The sequence below is a fragment of the Photobacterium rosenbergii genome (assembly GCF_033022775.1).
Lineage (GTDB): Bacteria > Pseudomonadota > Gammaproteobacteria > Enterobacterales > Vibrionaceae > Photobacterium > Photobacterium rosenbergii_A.
The window spans coordinates 397443-413665 of record NZ_JAWJZI010000004.1 but is presented as its reverse complement, the minus strand read 5'-3'; the positions used below and the strand labels follow the sequence as shown (position 1 = coordinate 413665).

At 50.6% G+C, this 16223-nt stretch carries 16 protein-coding genes; 9 read left to right on the top strand and 7 right to left on the bottom strand.

All coding sequences use genetic code 11. The annotated features are described in order from the left end of the window. Nucleotides 1–37 precede the first annotated feature (37 nt). The 4 genes from R2X38_RS12745 to R2X38_RS12730 form a co-directional block, all read right to left on the bottom strand. Nucleotides 38–820 (bottom strand): hydratase, encoded by a 783-nt coding sequence (locus R2X38_RS12745; RefSeq protein ID WP_317522621.1) that lies wholly within the window; start codon nucleotides 818–820, stop codon nucleotides 38–40. Nucleotides 821–915: 95 nt separating this feature from the next. Then, nucleotides 916–1671 (bottom strand): sulfite exporter TauE/SafE family protein, encoded by a 756-nt coding sequence (locus R2X38_RS12740; RefSeq protein WP_317522805.1) that lies wholly within the window; start codon nucleotides 1669–1671, stop codon nucleotides 916–918. 54 nt (nucleotides 1672–1725) lie between these two features. After that, nucleotides 1726–4380 (bottom strand): glycosyl hydrolase-related protein, encoded by a 2655-nt coding sequence (locus R2X38_RS12735; RefSeq protein ID WP_317522620.1) that lies wholly within the window; start codon nucleotides 4378–4380, stop codon nucleotides 1726–1728. 76 nt (nucleotides 4381–4456) lie between these two features. Next, nucleotides 4457–6199 carry a PTS transporter subunit EIIC gene (locus R2X38_RS12730; RefSeq protein ID WP_317522619.1) on the bottom strand — a complete coding sequence of 581 codons (1743 nt, stop codon included), beginning with the start codon at nucleotides 6197–6199 and terminating at the stop codon, nucleotides 4457–4459. Between the two features lie 252 nt (nucleotides 6200–6451). Between R2X38_RS12730 and R2X38_RS12725 the strand changes: the two genes are divergently transcribed. The 4 genes from R2X38_RS12725 (at nucleotide 6452) to R2X38_RS12710 (ending at nucleotide 10289) form a co-directional block, all read left to right on the top strand. After that, nucleotides 6452–7495: a LacI family DNA-binding transcriptional regulator gene (locus R2X38_RS12725; RefSeq protein ID WP_317522618.1), complete on the top strand. Its 1044-nt coding sequence runs from the start codon at nucleotides 6452–6454 to the stop codon at nucleotides 7493–7495. 93 nt (nucleotides 7496–7588) lie between these two features. Next, nucleotides 7589–8266 (top strand): hexitol phosphatase HxpB, encoded by a 678-nt coding sequence (gene hxpB / locus R2X38_RS12720; protein ID WP_317522617.1) that lies wholly within the window; start codon nucleotides 7589–7591, stop codon nucleotides 8264–8266. A 212-nt stretch (nucleotides 8267–8478) separates the two neighbouring features. Continuing rightward, nucleotides 8479–9255, top strand: coding sequence for an SDR family oxidoreductase (locus tag R2X38_RS12715; RefSeq protein ID WP_317522804.1), 777 nt, complete (start codon nucleotides 8479–8481; stop codon nucleotides 9253–9255). A gap of 35 nt (nucleotides 9256–9290) precedes the next feature. Next, nucleotides 9291–10289: an AraC family transcriptional regulator gene (locus R2X38_RS12710; RefSeq protein ID WP_317522616.1), complete on the top strand. Its 999-nt coding sequence runs from the start codon at nucleotides 9291–9293 to the stop codon at nucleotides 10287–10289. 49 nt (nucleotides 10290–10338) lie between these two features. Here the strand turns inward: R2X38_RS12710 and R2X38_RS12705 are convergent, their stop codons facing one another. After that, entirely contained in the window at nucleotides 10339–11229 is an 891-nt protein-coding gene (locus tag R2X38_RS12705; protein ID WP_317522615.1) for a LysR family transcriptional regulator, read from the bottom strand. A 150-nt stretch (nucleotides 11230–11379) separates the two neighbouring features. Continuing rightward, a complete protein-coding gene (locus R2X38_RS12700; protein WP_317522614.1) occupies nucleotides 11380–12684 on the bottom strand; it encodes a serine hydrolase in 1305 nt (434 codons plus the stop codon). Nucleotides 12685–12953: 269 nt separating this feature from the next. Between R2X38_RS12700 and R2X38_RS12695 the strand changes: the two genes are divergently transcribed. From R2X38_RS12695 to R2X38_RS12680, 4 genes are all read left to right on the top strand, one after another. After that, a complete protein-coding gene (locus R2X38_RS12695; protein WP_317522613.1) occupies nucleotides 12954–13934 on the top strand; it encodes a zinc-binding dehydrogenase in 981 nt (326 codons plus the stop codon). Between the two features lie 155 nt (nucleotides 13935–14089). Next, complete coding sequence (locus tag R2X38_RS12690; RefSeq protein WP_317522612.1) at nucleotides 14090–14335, top strand: hypothetical protein; 246 nt, start codon at nucleotides 14090–14092, stop codon at nucleotides 14333–14335. Between the two features lie 17 nt (nucleotides 14336–14352). Further along, entirely contained in the window at nucleotides 14353–14733 is a 381-nt protein-coding gene (locus tag R2X38_RS12685; RefSeq protein WP_317522611.1) for an HPF/RaiA family ribosome-associated protein, read from the top strand. A gap of 88 nt (nucleotides 14734–14821) precedes the next feature. After that, complete coding sequence (locus tag R2X38_RS12680) at nucleotides 14822–14965, top strand: hypothetical protein (protein ID WP_317522610.1); 144 nt, start codon at nucleotides 14822–14824, stop codon at nucleotides 14963–14965. Here R2X38_RS12680 and R2X38_RS12675 read toward each other — a convergent pair. Then, nucleotides 14962–15492, bottom strand: a complete 531-nt coding sequence (locus tag R2X38_RS12675; RefSeq protein ID WP_317522609.1) for a dihydrofolate reductase family protein — start codon at nucleotides 15490–15492, stop codon at nucleotides 14962–14964. The two genes, R2X38_RS12680 and R2X38_RS12675, sit on opposite strands and share 4 nt — an antisense overlap. Before the next feature lie 109 nt (nucleotides 15493–15601). Between R2X38_RS12675 and R2X38_RS12670 the strand changes: the two genes are divergently transcribed. After that, complete coding sequence (locus tag R2X38_RS12670; protein ID WP_317522608.1) at nucleotides 15602–16168, top strand: TetR/AcrR family transcriptional regulator; 567 nt, start codon at nucleotides 15602–15604, stop codon at nucleotides 16166–16168. Nucleotides 16169–16223: the final 55 nt, after the last annotated feature.

Genomic DNA, 16223 nt, shown 5'->3' with positions numbered 1-16223 from the left:
CAAGATATGCGGGAGCCTAGTGCTCCCGCTTTTTCATTTAGGCTTTCTCTTGGAAAGTCACTTGGTACTCACCGATGCCGTCGTATTTGATCGTCGTTGGTTTATCAAATTCGACTTCAACAATACCGCAGTATGAACCGGTGATAATGGCTTCACCTGCCGCGAAATGCATGCCACGGCGGGTCATGTAGTTGATTAGCCAGTACACTGGGTTCTGCGGTAGCGAGTTCGGGTGCTCGCCCGCGAATGTTTGTACTTGCTCACCTTGGCTCACCGTAATGTCAATCTTGGCTGCTGCGAATGCTTGCTCACGATCGATTTCCGGGCCGATAAACATCCCTTGGTTGACCAGGCAATCTGCCAGTTTCTCGAAGAACTCGGCACCGCTGTCGTCGGCAAAGCGTGCCTGCATCAGCTCCAGTGCCATGTGGCATGGGCCAATTGCATCATTGATTTGTGCTTCGCTGTAACCTTCAGGATTCGCAGGGAGATCCTTGTTCAGGATAAAGGCGATTTCTGGCTCGATGCGAACGACATTGTTGTCAGCGAAAAGTGCACAGCTGTTACCTTGCTGAGCTGTACCAGTTTGAATCGTGTCGGCAAAGATAGGCGCTACCACAAATTTGTCGTCTGAAAGTGGTAGTAGGCACTTCCACCCACCGACTTTGTCGCTGTGCTGGTCAATCATTGCAGCATGAATTTTCAGCGCATCTTCGACGTTGGCCGGGCGCTGCTGCTCGTCAAGGCGTGCCGCTTTGGTACCGGCTACGCGGCGGTTGAGCAGCTCGGTTGCTGCCAATGCAAAGTTCTTGTTGGTCATATTGTATTACCTTTGGGCTTGATCCCTCAATCATATCGGGATTTGCCGGACTGGGGTAGTGAAATCAGCTCGGCGAAGACCAATAGGGGGCGGCCTTATCCTCCCATCGCCTGGCTGATGCCATCAAGCAGCAGCTTAAACCCGGAAATAAACAAGAACAGGTAGCACAAGCGGTAGATCAGATCTTGGCTTACTCGGTGCAGCAGGTAGACACCGATACGCACCCCGATAGGTGCCAGCGGCATCAGCACAGCAGCGGTCATCAAGTTATCGATGCTCATCCCGCCCAGATAAGTGTATGCACCCAGCTTGAGGAAATTGATAATGGCAAAAAACCAGACGATAGTGCCAATAAGCTTGAGCTTATCCAGTTTCTGCGGAAGTAAGTAAATACTTACCGGTCCGCCGCCAGCATGGATAGCAGTACTGGTAAAGCCGCCCAGCCCGCACCAGACGCCAGCGCCTAAGCGGCCGCATTGGTGTTCGGTTGCGCTGCGCTTGAACAGATAAAGCATCACAAAGCCCACCGAAATCGCCCCGATTAGGATTTGCAGCCCGTACTCCGGCAGTTGTTTTAAGAACAAGGCCGCAATGACCACTCCGGCAACCCCACCCGGCAGCATTGCTTTGATTTGCTGCCAGTCGACATTACGGCGGTGGTGGCGCAGGGCAAAGATGTCCATCACGATCAAGATTGGCATCAGGATAGAGGCAGCCAAAGAAGGGGAAATTGCAAGTGCCATGAAGGGGACGACAACGTCGCCGACGGCACCGCCCAGACCCCCTTTGCCGATACCGTAGACCAGGATGGCAGGCACGGCAACGAGGTAAAAAATAGGATCATCAATCAACATAGCGAATACTCAGGCAGTGGCCGGCATAGGCCGGCCACTGTTACGGGGAGGTTAGGCAATACGGACAGTTCGAAGCTCACCCTGGCGAAGGGTTGGCGTGACTTCGCCCTGGCTTTGCTCCAGCAGGTTAGTCAACTCGCGTGGCTGGTAACCATGAACCGTGTTGATTTGGCCGGCTTCGATTGCTTGCTCTTCGCAGTTATACATACGCAGCAGGTAACCATTGTTATCTTTCGCCTTGGTCAGGGTAGAGAACACCGCATCGGTTGCTTCTACTTCAAGTAGGCTGAAGTTTGCAGGTACTTGCTCACGAAGAGGGTTAGTGGCAAAGAAGCTGATGTTGTATTCACCGGCGCGGCATAGGTTCTGCTCGTGGTAGAACACCGTATCGGTCGCAAACTCAACGTACTGTTGGCGGACAAGGTTTGACTTGTAATCTGAGCCCGTCACGATACCAAGGTCAAACGTCAGGCGCTTCTGCAGTTGGCTATCTGGCGTCGCGGTAATCTTGTTCGGTGTACCAGAGGCACGTCCTGGGCGACGTGATAGATCCGGCAGACCAAAGTGGCCACATGCACGGAATAGCGTGACCGCAATCTTGTCAAACGACTCACCAACGATTTGGTACTCTTTACAGCCCTGGGTAAAGATCGCGGTGTATTTACCATCTTCTTTCAGTGCAACGGTGTTCAATAGCGGTTCCGTGGTTGTCGGCTCTTCCAACCAACCATCTTCTTTCCAAGTTTTAAGCTCTGGCGGGTTCACTTCACGGGCGATTTCAGAGAACTGGGTACCGGCATAAGAGAACTCACTCGCTACCTGGGAATCGACCACCATGCGCAGACGGTGGTTGAGCGCTTTATTATCCACTTCAATGTGAACACCAATAACATCAGAAGTGTTGCATAGCGACAGAGACAGCTCGTACGCAAGCTCGCTGCTTGTGATACGTGCTGCGCGCTCTTCCATGTTTGCCGGTACCAACCACTTGCCTTTGGCCGTCAGGGTTTGGGTAGCTGGCGTTTTCTCGATAGTTACCAGGGAGTTGTTGAGGTCTAGATCCAGTTCCCAATCATTTTCCATTGGGCTGTGGTCGTAGTTGTCACCGGCATCCGAATCATTGCTAAAGCGAATGGCATCTGTGTACGTTACCCCTGTCTTGCGGTTGGCAATCGTCAGCTCGCCACCTTTTAGGGTGATTTCGTAATCATCGTTTTCAATCACATTGGCGGTTTCGTTGATGGCGACTGTGACATCAGCACCCGCTTTTGAGTCATCCACTTCAATGGTTTTGTAAGAGAAACCATTCATTTCCAAAGTCATTTCCACTTCGGTGACGAAGTAGTATTTCTCTTCATTGTGCAGGCTTTCATCGCCGCGGATAACACCGCCGTATGGTCGGGTTTTGCCAACGATCGAGTAAGGCAGCTCTTGGCCATCATTGATTAGCGCGAAGTGCTCATTCTTGGTGTAAATCTTGAAGCGGTCGGTGAGTGTGCGCTTCGTCGGTAGGGTATTTGCCACCACCATAGGCGTGCTGTTATCACCGTACTTGGACGATACCGCCAGCTTACGGGCGATGAAGGCTTGTGCGGTCAGCGCCAGATCATAGGCTTCTTTCAGGCGTACATAGATACGCTCGTTGGTTTCGTCGGTGTTGGTACAAACGCTGTGGGTCTGGGCGCGGGAAAGCAGGTTCCAAACCTCTTTAAGCAGGCCACGCTCGTATGGCAGGCCAACTTTGTCCGCCATCGCCATTAGCGGTTGGACGGTGTAGGTCATCAGGCGCTCTACCTTGTCATGAATTTGCTTCACGTCGTAGCGCACCGAGTTGATGGACTTGTGGATACGCGAATATTGCGGGCATAGTAGCTCGCCCTTATACGTCGGCAGTGAGTCGCCGGCTTCTTCGCGTACCTTGGCAAAGAACTCGTCGTAAGTGGTTTCGACAAACTCGTACAGATCAGACTCTTTGTTGTATTTGTCCAGCAGCTCGTAGAAGTTGGCAAATGCCGGAGTCTGATCTTCGCCCAATGGCAGCAGGAAGTTCTTGGTCGGCGCTTTGTGGGCCGCAAGCTCCAGTGAGGTCATGTCGTTAGTGGTGCACTCAGGTCGGATGTTACGTGTCAGCAAGTCACCTTCGAAGTACGGGTCTACCGCCCAGTGGTAACCGTCGATTAGCACGTTGGTCATTATCTTGGAGCCGTCGTTGCTTTCCCACCAGAATTCGGTTGGGACATTGTGCTTGTCACCCATGCCACGGCGGATCGATAGGTTTTCGATATTCAGGCCGTTGAAGATTTTAGGGAAATCCGTCGGGTGGCCAAAGCTGTCTGGCAGGTATGACACGTAAGATGAGCCACCAAGCTGGTCGGCATATTCAATCCCGTAGATCAGGTTGTTGATCATCGATTCGCCTGAAACCGCAAACGTCTCGGCTTGGGTATGCCAAGGACCGATAAACAGTTTGCCTTCCTCAACCAGCTTGACGATGCGGCTGCGGTCTTCCGGGCAGACATCGAGGTAATCCTGGATAGCTGCAGTCTGGCCGTCGAATAGGAAGTATTTCATCTCGCCGCGTTCCAGCATGGATAGGATTTCACGCACGTTGTAGGTCAGTTGGACCTGTGCCTCACGGTCTGTGAAGTACCATTCATTGTCCCAGTGTGTTTGCATTACAACGTTAGCGATTTTTTTATCAGACATCTTATTTTTCCTCAGTAAAGCGGTGTCCGTCCCTTCCCGGCGGGAAGGGCGGGCTTATATTTGTTTGTTAATTGGGTTATTCGAATGCGAGTGGGTTCGCTACGTTTGATGTTTGGCTTCTGGCTTCGTCGACATAGTCTTCGAGCTGGATCTTGATGTTACTCACCGATGCGCCGTAGATGGCTTGGATATTGTTGCCACCGGCATCGACCACATCCAGTGCGCCGAGCTTTTGCCAGGTCTTCTTGCTCATATCGACCTTCGACTTGTCGTGGACCGACAGGCGCAGGCGGGTCATGCAGTTATCAATGGTATCGATGTTGTCGAGGCCGCCAAGGACATGGACCATGGCTTCGACACGTTTGTTGCTCTGGCTGGCCATGCGGGTAACGAAAGAGTCATTGGCTTCTTCGGCTTCGTCTTCTTTCTCGCGGCCCAGGATAGTGACGTCCATCTTGCGGATGATGAAGTTGAAGGTCACACCGTAGATCAGGAACCAAATCACCCCGGTACCGAACAGAATCACTAGCTCATACCAGCGGCCCAGGATAAAGCCGACTTGTACCAGGTAGTTGGTCAGCAGGTTCGGCAGGCCACGGAAGTACCAGGTCATCATCGCCGGGTCATCGAACATGTGCTTGAAGAAGTCCGGCATCATCGAAATGATTGACTGGAAGGCCACATTCACCCCGTACAGTACCGGTGAGGCGAATACGAACATGAACTCCAGTGGCTCTGAGAAGCCGGTGAAAACCACGGCCAGGGTCGTACTTAGGTAGATAGATTTGATTTTGGCGGTACGGCGCTCTTTCGGGATCGCAAGGTACATACCCAGTGCCGCGCCCGGTAGGGTGAACAAGCCATGGAAGTCTTGGTAGAACATCATCTTGTTCATCATCGGGTCGGCCAGGATAGCCTGGGCGTCCGAAATGCGGCCAAGGTTGAACAGCTGGACAATTTCATCAAGGCGCGCCGGACCAACCTGGTGCAGGCCGATGATGGTCATGTCTTTAAGCTCGGAGTAGAACTCGCCACCGATTGGGGTGTATTCCCAGACAGCGTTGGTCACGTGGTGAAGGCCAATTGGGCGCAGTGCGGTTTCTAGGAAAGCTTTGGAGAAAGGTGCTGCATAATCACCGTTTTGTGCCGCCCAAATACTGAAGGCATCCAGTCCGTCACCGACAATCGGCCAAACCACCATCAATACTGCAGCCATGATAAAGGCGTAAATAAAGGTGACGAACACGCAGAAGCGCTGGCCGTTGAAGAAGTCCAGTGCCATAGGTAATTTGTCGAACGTCTTGTACTTTTCCCAGATACGGGCTGACAGGATACCGACAATGATGGCGCCGACAATACCGATACGGAAGGTTGGCATCCCCAGCACATCCTGGAAGATGTTGACGTATTCCGGGTTGGCAATCGGTGATAATAGATCCATCGGGGACTGGATATCGGTAAAGCCTTTGATATCGCCAAAGTACCAGACACTCATTTCACCAATCAGCTTGTGCACCATCAAGAAGAACAGGCCAGCGATGATCACCGGCCCGGCTTGCTTGTTGCCGGTCAGGGACGAGGCGACACATAGGGCGAAGAAGAAAGGCAGGTTGGCAAGGATCACCCAGCCGCCGACATTGAGGTATTTGCCGACAAAGGCAAAGAGGTCACCGACATAGGGGATCCCGCCCAGCAACATGGGGCTCATGCCGATGGTTCCGAGCGATATCATGATGGCGGCAAACGGTAGGATGAAGGTCACGGCAAAGAGCATGGCCTTGGCAAACCGCTGTACCGAATCCAGGTTTTTCAGGTTCATAGGGCACCGTTTCGTTGTTGTATTTGGTAGAGGTTTGATGTTGTTTTGGCGGGAAGGGCTTACTTATTCCCGCCGTCGTTATCTGTGTCCTACCTTAAACCCATACAAATTAAATGGCCTAACTGGTAAACCCGTTAAACCACTCAAAAACCACAACAATCCCGCGCCATATCTGGGATTGTGTGAGGTTGTTCACGAGAAATCGGGGTTTTTTCTGGGATAAATGGTTTAGCGATAAATCAGGAGTTAACCATGGCTAAACCCACCATCCATGATGTCGCCAAACTCTGTGGGGTCAGTGCGACGACCGTGTCGCTGACCCTGCGGGGCAAGGGGCGGATATCAGAGCACACCCGGGAGCGGATTTTTTCTGCCATTGAAGAGCTGGGGTATGTGTACAACCAGTCGGCGGCGAATTTGAGCAGCAAGAAAAGCAACCTAGTTGGGCTGGTGCTTCATGACATCACCAACCCGATCTATAACCAGCTGACTGCGGGGATCAGCCATAAACTCGACAGCGACGGCTACCTGCTGTTCCTTGCCAACTGTGAGTCCGATGCCGAAAAGCAGCAGCGCTTTATTGAGTCGCTGATGAGCCAGAACACCTCGGGGTTAGTGGTATGCCCTGCCAAACGGCTGGATACCGACTACCTCCATGCCCTCAAGCGGCGTAATGTCCCTGTGGTTTTTGCGGTGCGATCGCCGGATCTCGATGAATATGACTTTGTCGGGATCGATAACTTCAAGGGGGCGCAGATAGCGACCGATTACCTGTTGGGACTCGGCCACCGCAAGATTGGTTTTGTCGGCAATCTTATCGGATCGAAAACGGCATCACACCGGGTCAGCGGTTATATGGGGAGGTTGATGGAGCAGGGGATTGAACCTGACTATCAACTGGTACGAAGCTGCGAGAACAACAGCCGGCAACAAGGATATTTGGAAACCCTGCACCTGCTTAACGAGAGGCCGGATGTGACCGCCCTGGTCTGCTACACAGATACCATTGCCTACGGGGCAATGCGGGCATTGGCGGAAAGGGGATTGCGCGTTGGGGAAGATATAGCTGTGATCGGCTTTGATGACTTGCCCGAATCTGCCGAGACGGTTCCTCCTCTCACTACTGTCTCGGCCTGTGCCAAGGAACTTGGCAGGACCGCCGCGGAAGCCTTGCTATTGCGGATCAATGGCAGTGAAGAGCCCGCCAAACAGATCATCCTCTCACCCAAGCTGACCATCCGGCAGTCATGCGGGGAACAGATACACCAAAGCCAGAAAAGTAACGCTATGGCGTAGCTGGAAAGGGGGAAAGCTGCGGGTATGAACTCTTCTCTTTATTGCCGTTCAATGTCGCTCTAGGATGCAATTACCAATGATTAAGAGGTAAGTATGATGCAAAAAGATGCGGTTATCTTTGATATGGATGGAGTGCTAATCGACTCCGAGCCTTATTGGCGACAGGCACAGGTGGACGTATTGGCAGGCTATGGCATGACTGCTACGTTTGACGATTGCATTCGCCTGACTATGGGGCGCCGATTAGATGACATTGCCAAGATTTGGTGTCAGCACTTTAATCTGAATATACCATCGGAAGAACTGCAGCTTAGTATCATGCAAGCCGTTGTCGCACTGATTCGCCAGCATGGAGAGCCTAAGCTAGGGGTCGTATCATTACTGCAAACGCTGCAGGGCGCCGGAGTGAAAATTGCGTTAGCCACCTCATCAAGCATGCCGATCATTGATGCGGTACTTAATAGCTTGAATATTAGTCAGTATTTTTCGGTGGTGTGCAGTGCCGACAATGAAGAACATGGTAAGCCCCATCCATCCGTGTATCTGACAGCAGCTCAAAAATTGGATGTCTCTGCTAACCAGTGTGTGGTGATTGAAGACAGCGTGACAGGCATGATTGCTGGCTTAGCGGCAGGTATGACGACGTTTGCTGTACCGGACAGTATTGATGACCCTCGTTTTGCTGTGGCGAGCGGTAGATTCTCTTCATTAGAGGAGCTTGAGCAGCACTTGATAAAAACGGGGGAGGTGAAGGGAGTGATGGTTCGCTAACCTTCAACTTTACGGCCAATTTATTGATTAAATTGGTATTGTTTTATCTGATAGCGATTTGGCGCTATTGGCTAACACCATGGCGCGATCGGACAGTGTGGTTTGTTGCCCATTCACTACTATATCCCTAACGAACACATTTATTACTCATTAGGGAGTCCGCCATGTCAGAGTCAAACACGGTATCAATCACAGCCACTCAATCTGCCATTATGTCAAATGTTGCGCTGATCACCGGGGCATCGGGCGGGATCGGCGAAGAGCTGGCCCGCATCCATGCCGCCAAAGGAGGGGATTTGGTGTTGGTGGCCCGTAGCTTGGATAAGCTGGAAGCGCTGAAGCAGGAGTTAGAGTCGCAGTTTGGTATTCAGGTGGTCGTGGTGGCAAAAGACCTGTCGTCACCGACGGCTGCCCAAGAGGTATTCGAGCACACTGAGGCGCAGGGTATCGAGGTCGATGTGCTGATCAACAACGCCGGCTTCGGCGGACACGGTAAGTTTTATGAGCGTGATCTGGCAGCAGACCAAGCGATGATGCAACTCAACATGGTCACCCTGACCAACTTGACCCACTATTATCTGCAGGGAATGGTGGCCCGCAAACGCGGTAAAATTCTCAATGTTTCTTCCACCGCATCGTTTATACCTGGGCCATTACAGGCCGTGTATTACGCGACCAAGGCTTATGTCACCTCGTTCTCGCAAGCCATTGCCGAGGAAGTGGCTGATAAGAACATATCAGTAACGGCACTTTGTCCTGGCGCGGTAGCGACGGGTTTTGTAGCGGCGGGCGATCTCGACGGTGTCGATATTTGGAAGAAAGCCAAATCAGCCAAGTCGGTTGCCGAGTGTGGTTATCAGGCGATGGAAAAAGGCGAACTGGTGGCATTCAACGAAAGCCAGCTGCGCTTTGTGCTGAACTGGATTATTCCATTGCTGCCTCGCAAAATGGTGCTTAAGGTGTCCCGCCAAGCAATGGAAAAACAATAAGATAGTAGCGGGCAAAGTATGGTGGGAGGCAGGCTATGAAGCTGGCATCAAAATTTCAGGTGCATCCGGGATGGCGGGTATGGTTAAAGGACATGGCCGTTGACGCTGCCAATTTATTGCGGGTTGCCAATTTGCCCAAAGATTTGCTCAGCCGGGATGATGCTTACATGAACAAAGAGGAATATTTCCGTTTCTTCTGGGCATTGGATGAAATCGCCGGCGAGCTGGATATTGCCCTTATGATGGCGGAAGTGTTTGCGGTAGAGAGCTTTAATCCACCGCTGTTTGCCAGCCTGTGCAGCCCAAACTTCAATGTGGCCCTTGAGCGTATCCAGCGTTTCAAGCCGCTGATCGCACCGATGAGGATGGAATTGGAGATCACCGATGAGTGTACGACTGCCCGTATCTGCCCTGAATTTTCCGGGGAGTTATTACCTCGGTCTATGGTTATGATTGAACTGGTTTTTTTCACCCAGTTGGTGCGAACTGCCACCCGCAAGCACATTGAACCTATAGCGGTAAAAAGCCCGATACTCCCAGCCAACCCTGCTCGTTATGCCGCATATTTTGGTACCAAGGTTGTGCAAGGAGAGGTGGTTGAACTCGTATTCAGGGCACAAGATGCCAAGGCGCCGTTTCTCACCGAGAATGCTGGGATGTGGCAGTTCTTCGAGCCTGAATTGCAAAAGCGACTGTCGAACCTGAGTGCCGGTGCGAGCACCGCTGAACGGGTGAAAAGCGCGTTGCTGGAGCTTATCCCGAGTGGTTTGGTGTCGGTCGACAACGTGGCAAGCGAATTGGCAATGAGCAAACGCACTTTACAGCGTAAGCTAACGGCCGAAGGGGAAAATTACCAGTCTATCCTGAGCGACACCCGCAGGGAGCTGGCTCAGTTCTACCTCACCAAATCACGCACTAGCTTAGCTGAAATTTCTTACTTACTTGGCTTTCAAGAAACGACTTCATTCTATCGGGCGTTTGCCAGCTGGACCGGGCAGAGCCCCGAAGTGTACCGTGAGAGTAAACGCGAATAGGATTGCTCTTCTCTGAACACATACATTTCTTAGGCGATTTCCTGTTGTGTTAATCCATATATTGCTTGGCATAGCTGCTGAACCATACAATGAACTGGCCTATCGTGGGATCACTTTCTAGCTGGGTTGGGTAATACAGGGTCAGCCCGTGGCGGTGGGCATTGACGATATCGGTCAGTGCCAACTCGACCAGCTCGCCACTTTCTACATACTCCTCGGCAAAGATCCGCGACAGTACCGCCCATCCCTGGTGTTTCAGCAGCGCAATCAGCACATCGTTATTGCTGATGATGTGCTGGTGCGGCGAGATCTTCATCATGTCTATTCCTGCCCGTAAGTGGTTCTCGCTGATGTATTGCTTGTTGAGTTGGAGATCTTTGAGCGAGACATCCGTTTTGGCTGCCAGCGGGTGATCTTTGCCGACATAAATCGACAGCGGCAGCATGCCGAGGTTTCGGTACCATATCTGTTTTTCCGGGATGATCTTGTTGCGGTGGGGCATGATGGCGAGGTGGGCTTCGCCCGATACCAAATCATTAAGGGTTTCATCGCGGTTGCGGTGGAGCCAGTTGAGCTGGAGCTGCGGGAAATGCTGCGCGGCCTGCTGTTCTATCTGGATCACCATGCTCGAGGGTAGCAGTACGTCATGGTAGATGTTGAGCGTGGTCAGGCTGTGATCAAAGGCGGCCAGCGCGGTCAGGGTAAATTCCTGTGCCTGGCGGGCGAGGATCTCAGCCCTTGGGTATAACCGGTGGGCTAAATCTGTCGGCCTGGCGCTGCGGCCGAGAATAGTGAACAGCGGTAGCCCGAGATTATCTTCAAGGCTGAGCACATGCTCCCTGATGGTAGTCCGGTCTTTGTCCAACGCCCTGGCGGCGGCACTGTATGAGCCGTGTTGATAAACAGCAGTGAAGGCAGAGATTTGTTCAAGGGTGAACATGGCGGATTCCGGCAGTGGTTATTGTTATAGAAGCTAAATCTAGAGCAAATGCTTTTCAAGTGGTTAGCTAAGATAATGGGAAATCAAAAAGACCGCCTACCACGGTCGGATGATGGTAGGCGGAAAAATGAGGGCAGGTAGCTAATAGCTTTATAGTTGCTCGGCTAGCTGGTGGGTAATATCTAGTTTCAGCTTATAAGTATCCCTCGCAGCATTGGAGGCGCTTGGTGCGCTGGAAAAGGTTGCGACCACAACGTTTTTATCCTGGTTCACATAAAGGGTTTGGCCGAAGACGCCACGGGCGGTAGCAATGCCTTTCTCCTCGTCATGGATCCACCAGAAGTTTTTGTAACCTGTTAGCTTGTCATCGAAAGTGACGTGTTCGGTATCCTTGTACTGACTATTGCTAACATGCTGGCGTTCTTCCTTACTAAGGGTAAAGGTGTCTTTGACCCATTTTTCCGGGAACAGCTGCTCGCCGTTGTATTGGCCATTGTTCACCATTGCTAGGCCAAGGCGGGCAAAGTCACGCAAAGTGGTATTGAAGCCACCGGTAGCGACAGGCGTATAAGCGATATCGGTCATAAAGAAGGCGTCATGCTCGGTACCTAGCTTGCCCCAGATATTGTCCGCAACGAACTTCTGTAGTGGTTGGCCACTTTGGCGTTCGATGATCCAGCCGATAACATCGACATTCGGTGAGTGGTACTCAAACTTGTGGCGAGGTGACAGATCCGGGTTTTGCCCGATATTTGGCAAGAAGGCTTGTATCCCCCTCGGGGTATCGTCCTTAGCCGGGTCGAGCGCCATCAGATCATAGGCCGGAATAAAGCCAAGACGACGGAAGTATTCGGTGCTGGTTGCACCCGGCTCCATGTTGACGTAATCCTCGCTGTAATCCAGTGCGGTGATCATATTCAGCACGTCGCGAACAGTGCGCTCTGAGAAAGCGCTGTCTTTTAGTTCGGGGATGTAAGAAGGAATTTTCTTAGTGATATCTAGTTTGCCTTGTTCGACCAAGATCCCGGCAGCCATACCGATCAATGACTTGGTACTGGACGCCCACAGGTGGTGGTCGCGTGGCCCAAATTCACCAAAGTAACGCTCGTAGACAATCTGTCCGTCTTTAATCACCACATACCCGTCGGTGTGATCTGCTTCTAGCGCTTCTAGCAGGGTGATCTTTTTACCTTGATATTCAAAACTGGCCTGCTCAAGGGACTGGTCCATTTTGTAAGGGATAGAGACCGTCTCGCCATCTCGCGGCACCATGACCGACGGATGGATGCCGACATTGCGAAATGCCCACTGGTTGAAGGTTGGCAGTGTCCAGTTGCTGGCACTGACTTGGGTTTCGCCCGAAGCAGGGAAACCTTCCATTACGGCGGCGTGGGCGGCACCTAACCCGGCAATCAGGCTGGCTGTCATTAAACTGGTCAGTAGGCGCTTTTTCATCGGGATCACCTTTCACTCTTTCACTATTGGTCCGTTGAACGTGCTGGTTAGCCGTTCATGTTGTGGGAGTGATATTACTGACTGTCATTGATAAGTAATGTCGGTTATGAGGGGGTTATTCCATCAAGTTGGTGTAAGCTGTTGATATATAATTTAGTGAAATAAAAAGATTAAGATTATTTTGTTGAAACTGTTCTGGTACATTGCAAGCAAAAACACTCTGCGCTAAAGCTATTAGCAATGAAAACAGCAGTAGACAAAGGATGATGATGAAAGCACTAACCTACCATGCCGGTGATGATCAATTTGTAATGGCAGAGCTACCCCAGCCACAGGCAACGGGCTTTGACGTTGTGGTGAAAGTTATCGCTGCCGGCTTGAACCCGGTCGACTCAAAAATACACCTTTGGCAATCAGCCGCAACTGGCATGAATGACAATTGGGTACCCGGGCTGGATGTATCCGGAGAAATCGTTGCCGTTGGTGAAGAGGTTACTCAGTGGCAGGCCGGTGATAAAGTGCTGTATCACGGTGATATGTTCCGCCCACATGGCGCCTTTGCTGAGTATGCGGTGCAAGACTCCCGTACTTTGGTTGCCCACCCAGAGGTGTCTGCTGAGGTGGCCGCTGCCAGCCCATGTGCCGGGTGGACAGCGTACCGAGCCTTGGTCGATAAGCTGAATGCTCAGGAGCAAGATGCCATTTTGATTTTGGGCGGAGCGGGTGGTGTCGGTGGCTTTGCCATCCAGCTAGCCAAATCCATGGGGATCGACACGATTATCACTACTGCTTCACAGGCCAAGCACAACTATGTTCATTCACTGGGCGCGACCCATGTTATTGATTACCGCAGCCAAGATATAATCGAGCAGGTAATGGCAATCACTGATGGTGCCGGTGTACCTATCGCCTTGGATTGTGTTGGCGGTGATAACGATATCATTGCTGCAAGCTGTTTGGGCTATGAAGGGGAGATGGTCGAATTGGTCTCGACGGTTCGCCCTGAGGCATACCCGGATGCCTTTATGAAAGGGTTGAGCTTTCACCAGCTGAGCCTGGGTTCTGGCCACCGTAATGGCGAGAAAGCACAGCGTGACCTAGTCCGTGCCGGAGAAGCCTTTTCGGCCTTGCTGGAAGAGGGTGAGGTGTTGGTGCCCCAGCTGAAAACCATCACACTTGATCAAGTCGGGGATGAGCTTAAAGCGATTCGCGAACAGCGCACAATGGGCAAAGTGGTGGTTAAGATGTAACCCCGTGAAAGGCAATTAGAAAATAAATAAGAAAAAGCAGCCATTTAGGCTGCTTTTTCTCTTTTATATTTAACGGCAAAATAAACAAGTTGCTTAATAACGTTATTTTTCTTTGCTTTATGGCTCCATCCTAAATAATAAAGTTCCCACCAAAAATGAAACGTATGATGCCAAACTTAGCTATATACCCGGCAATTCACAGTGATACATTGAAGTTAAGCCAAATAAGCAGAGAGAAAAATATGCCGGGAAATAATAAATTTAGACAAAGAATTAAAACGACAATTTACCTTACTTCTAATCGAAATTATTTTTTTGAAAAAGATATAAAATCACCATATTCAATAACCTCCATGCGATATAAAGGAATGGAAGTTAAAATAACTAACAAAGAAAAATAAGCCTTGGGGAAAAGACTATGCATATTACCAACAACAATATTGCCATTACCGAGTCAATGAAAGCATCAATTGTTTACCAATCAGGTAAGCTGATGAACAAGTTCCAGCTTGCCAATGATCTCAAAGTACATGTGGCCCTGGACCGCAAAACCAAAGAAATTACGGTTGAGGCATCGAGCCCAGACTTCTTCAGTAAACAGAAAGGGGTCAACTTCCAGCTAGCCTGCAATCGTTGTTTCAAGGGGTTAGCACACCAAGCTGAAAAACAGAAAACACAGTTCATAGCCGCTCGCCATCAAGCAGACTTGCCAGCGGATGCTAGGGTTGAATTAAGCCAGGAAGAGCTAGAAAAAGATTTTAACTACGGGATGTTAGCCGCTGAACATGTTGTTTACTAATATTCTATTCAATCAACTAATTAATCAATTAATCAATTAATAAAGCCGACTATTGTGATAGCCGGCTTTATTGAAAAGGTATACAAATATGACTGACAAAGAAATAAACCAACTTGCCGATAAAATAACAAGCTGCGTATATATAAATAACAAGGTGACAATACCCGCTTTAACAGTCGGTGAGCTTAAACATTTACTCCACGCTTTGAAAATTAAAAAGGTAGAGTATTAAGCCCTCATATAATGATTTTTAACAATAGTATCAAGCAGTACCTCACTGTGTTTTAGTACAAAATTCACAGGTGATGCTGTTTCGCCAAATAAAGGTGTTCCACCGCCTAGAATTACCGGGATAGTGGTGATAATCATTTCATCAATCAACCCCTCAGCCATAAAGCTCTGCACTGTTTTTCCGCCATCGATATACAGCTCGTTGAATCCTTTACTCTGGAGCTCGGCAAGGATGCCTGTCAGTTCGCCGCTGACCAAAAATGCTTTGTCCTGATAGCCCTCAGGAATGGAAGCCAGGCTGTTGCTGATAACAAACACCGGCTTGCTGTATGGCCATTCGCAGTCAAAGCCACATACCGTCTCGAAGGTATTGCGTCCCATCACCAACGCATCGACCTGGTTCATAAAATCACCGAAACCCAAATCGTTGCCCTCAGGGTTGGGGATGCTGTGTAGCCAATCCAGGTTGCCGTCCTTATCGGCGATGTAGCCATCGAGGCTGGTAGCGATGTAGACAATATTTGCCATGGTGATCTCCTAGCATGGGTTGCAAATAGATACGGCTTTGTAGGCCGCTAAGGTTTAGGTTATAATATTCTACATTGTAGAATAATGCGAAGTGTAAAGAGATCAGAGAATGACTGTCAAGGCGAAAAAACGCGGAAGGCCGGCTGCGGCGTCGGTGGCGCTGAGCAAAGTGCGGATCATCGAGTGCGCTAACACATTGATGGCAAAAGAGGGAAAGATCCCTAGTATTCGTAAGCTGGCTGCTAGCCTAGACGTTGATCCTATGGCGATTTATTACTATTTCACCAACAAGCAGGCGCTTCTCGAAGCGGTGACGGTTTCGCTGGTGGAGAAGATCTATAGCCCTGATCCCAATGGAGATTGGCAACAAGAGTTGACCAAGCTATGTCAAAGTTACCTTAATCTGCTGGCGCAATATCCGGGGCTGCTGGAAACTTTGCTCGGGATGACCTCACACGGCCCGGCGGCGGTATTCACCGAGCGTTTTGATTTGGCGGTAGCGGGTCTATCGCTGGATGATGAACTGCGCAACAATGCCTTGTCTATGTTGGCGGATTACCTGCATGGGTATGCCTTGGCAATGAGCTGCCAGGCAGGCGAAGAACTTAAGGTCGATATGCTGTCAGGTCCATTGGGTTTTTATATGCAGGCGTTGCAGCAGATGGTTAAACCTTGATCATGTTTCCGCATTTTCTGCTTTATCAATTAACAACAAGGCAGCCAATAGGCTG

Bases quoted from the DNA above. Each gene is read 5' to 3' on its own strand.
- R2X38_RS12745 (WP_317522621.1), bottom strand. From the start codon at position 820: ATGACCAACAAGAACTTTGCATTGGCAGCAACCGAGCTGCTCAACCGC.
- R2X38_RS12735 (WP_317522620.1), bottom strand. From the start codon at position 4,380: ATGTCTGATAAAAAAATCGCTAACGTTGTAATGCAAACACACTGGGAC.
- R2X38_RS12730 (WP_317522619.1), bottom strand. From the start codon at position 6,199: ATGAACCTGAAAAACCTGGATTCGGTACAGCGGTTTGCCAAGGCCATG.
- R2X38_RS12725 (WP_317522618.1), top strand. From the start codon at position 6,452: ATGGCTAAACCCACCATCCATGATGTCGCCAAACTCTGTGGGGTCAGT.
- hxpB (WP_317522617.1), top strand. From the start codon at position 7,589: ATGATGCAAAAAGATGCGGTTATCTTTGATATGGATGGAGTGCTAATC.
- R2X38_RS12715 (WP_317522804.1), top strand. From the start codon at position 8,479: ATGTCAAATGTTGCGCTGATCACCGGGGCATCGGGCGGGATCGGCGAA.
- R2X38_RS12710 (WP_317522616.1), top strand. From the start codon at position 9,291: ATGAAGCTGGCATCAAAATTTCAGGTGCATCCGGGATGGCGGGTATGG.
- R2X38_RS12705 (WP_317522615.1), bottom strand. From the start codon at position 11,229: ATGTTCACCCTTGAACAAATCTCTGCCTTCACTGCTGTTTATCAACAC.
- R2X38_RS12700 (WP_317522614.1), bottom strand. From the start codon at position 12,684: ATGAAAAAGCGCCTACTGACCAGTTTAATGACAGCCAGCCTGATTGCC.
- R2X38_RS12695 (WP_317522613.1), top strand. From the start codon at position 12,954: ATGAAAGCACTAACCTACCATGCCGGTGATGATCAATTTGTAATGGCA.
- R2X38_RS12690 (WP_317522612.1), top strand. From the start codon at position 14,090: ATGAAACGTATGATGCCAAACTTAGCTATATACCCGGCAATTCACAGT.
- R2X38_RS12685 (WP_317522611.1), top strand. From the start codon at position 14,353: ATGCATATTACCAACAACAATATTGCCATTACCGAGTCAATGAAAGCA.
- R2X38_RS12680 (WP_317522610.1), top strand. From the start codon at position 14,822: ATGACTGACAAAGAAATAAACCAACTTGCCGATAAAATAACAAGCTGC.
- R2X38_RS12675 (WP_317522609.1), bottom strand. From the start codon at position 15,492: ATGGCAAATATTGTCTACATCGCTACCAGCCTCGATGGCTACATCGCC.
- R2X38_RS12670 (WP_317522608.1), top strand. From the start codon at position 15,602: ATGACTGTCAAGGCGAAAAAACGCGGAAGGCCGGCTGCGGCGTCGGTG.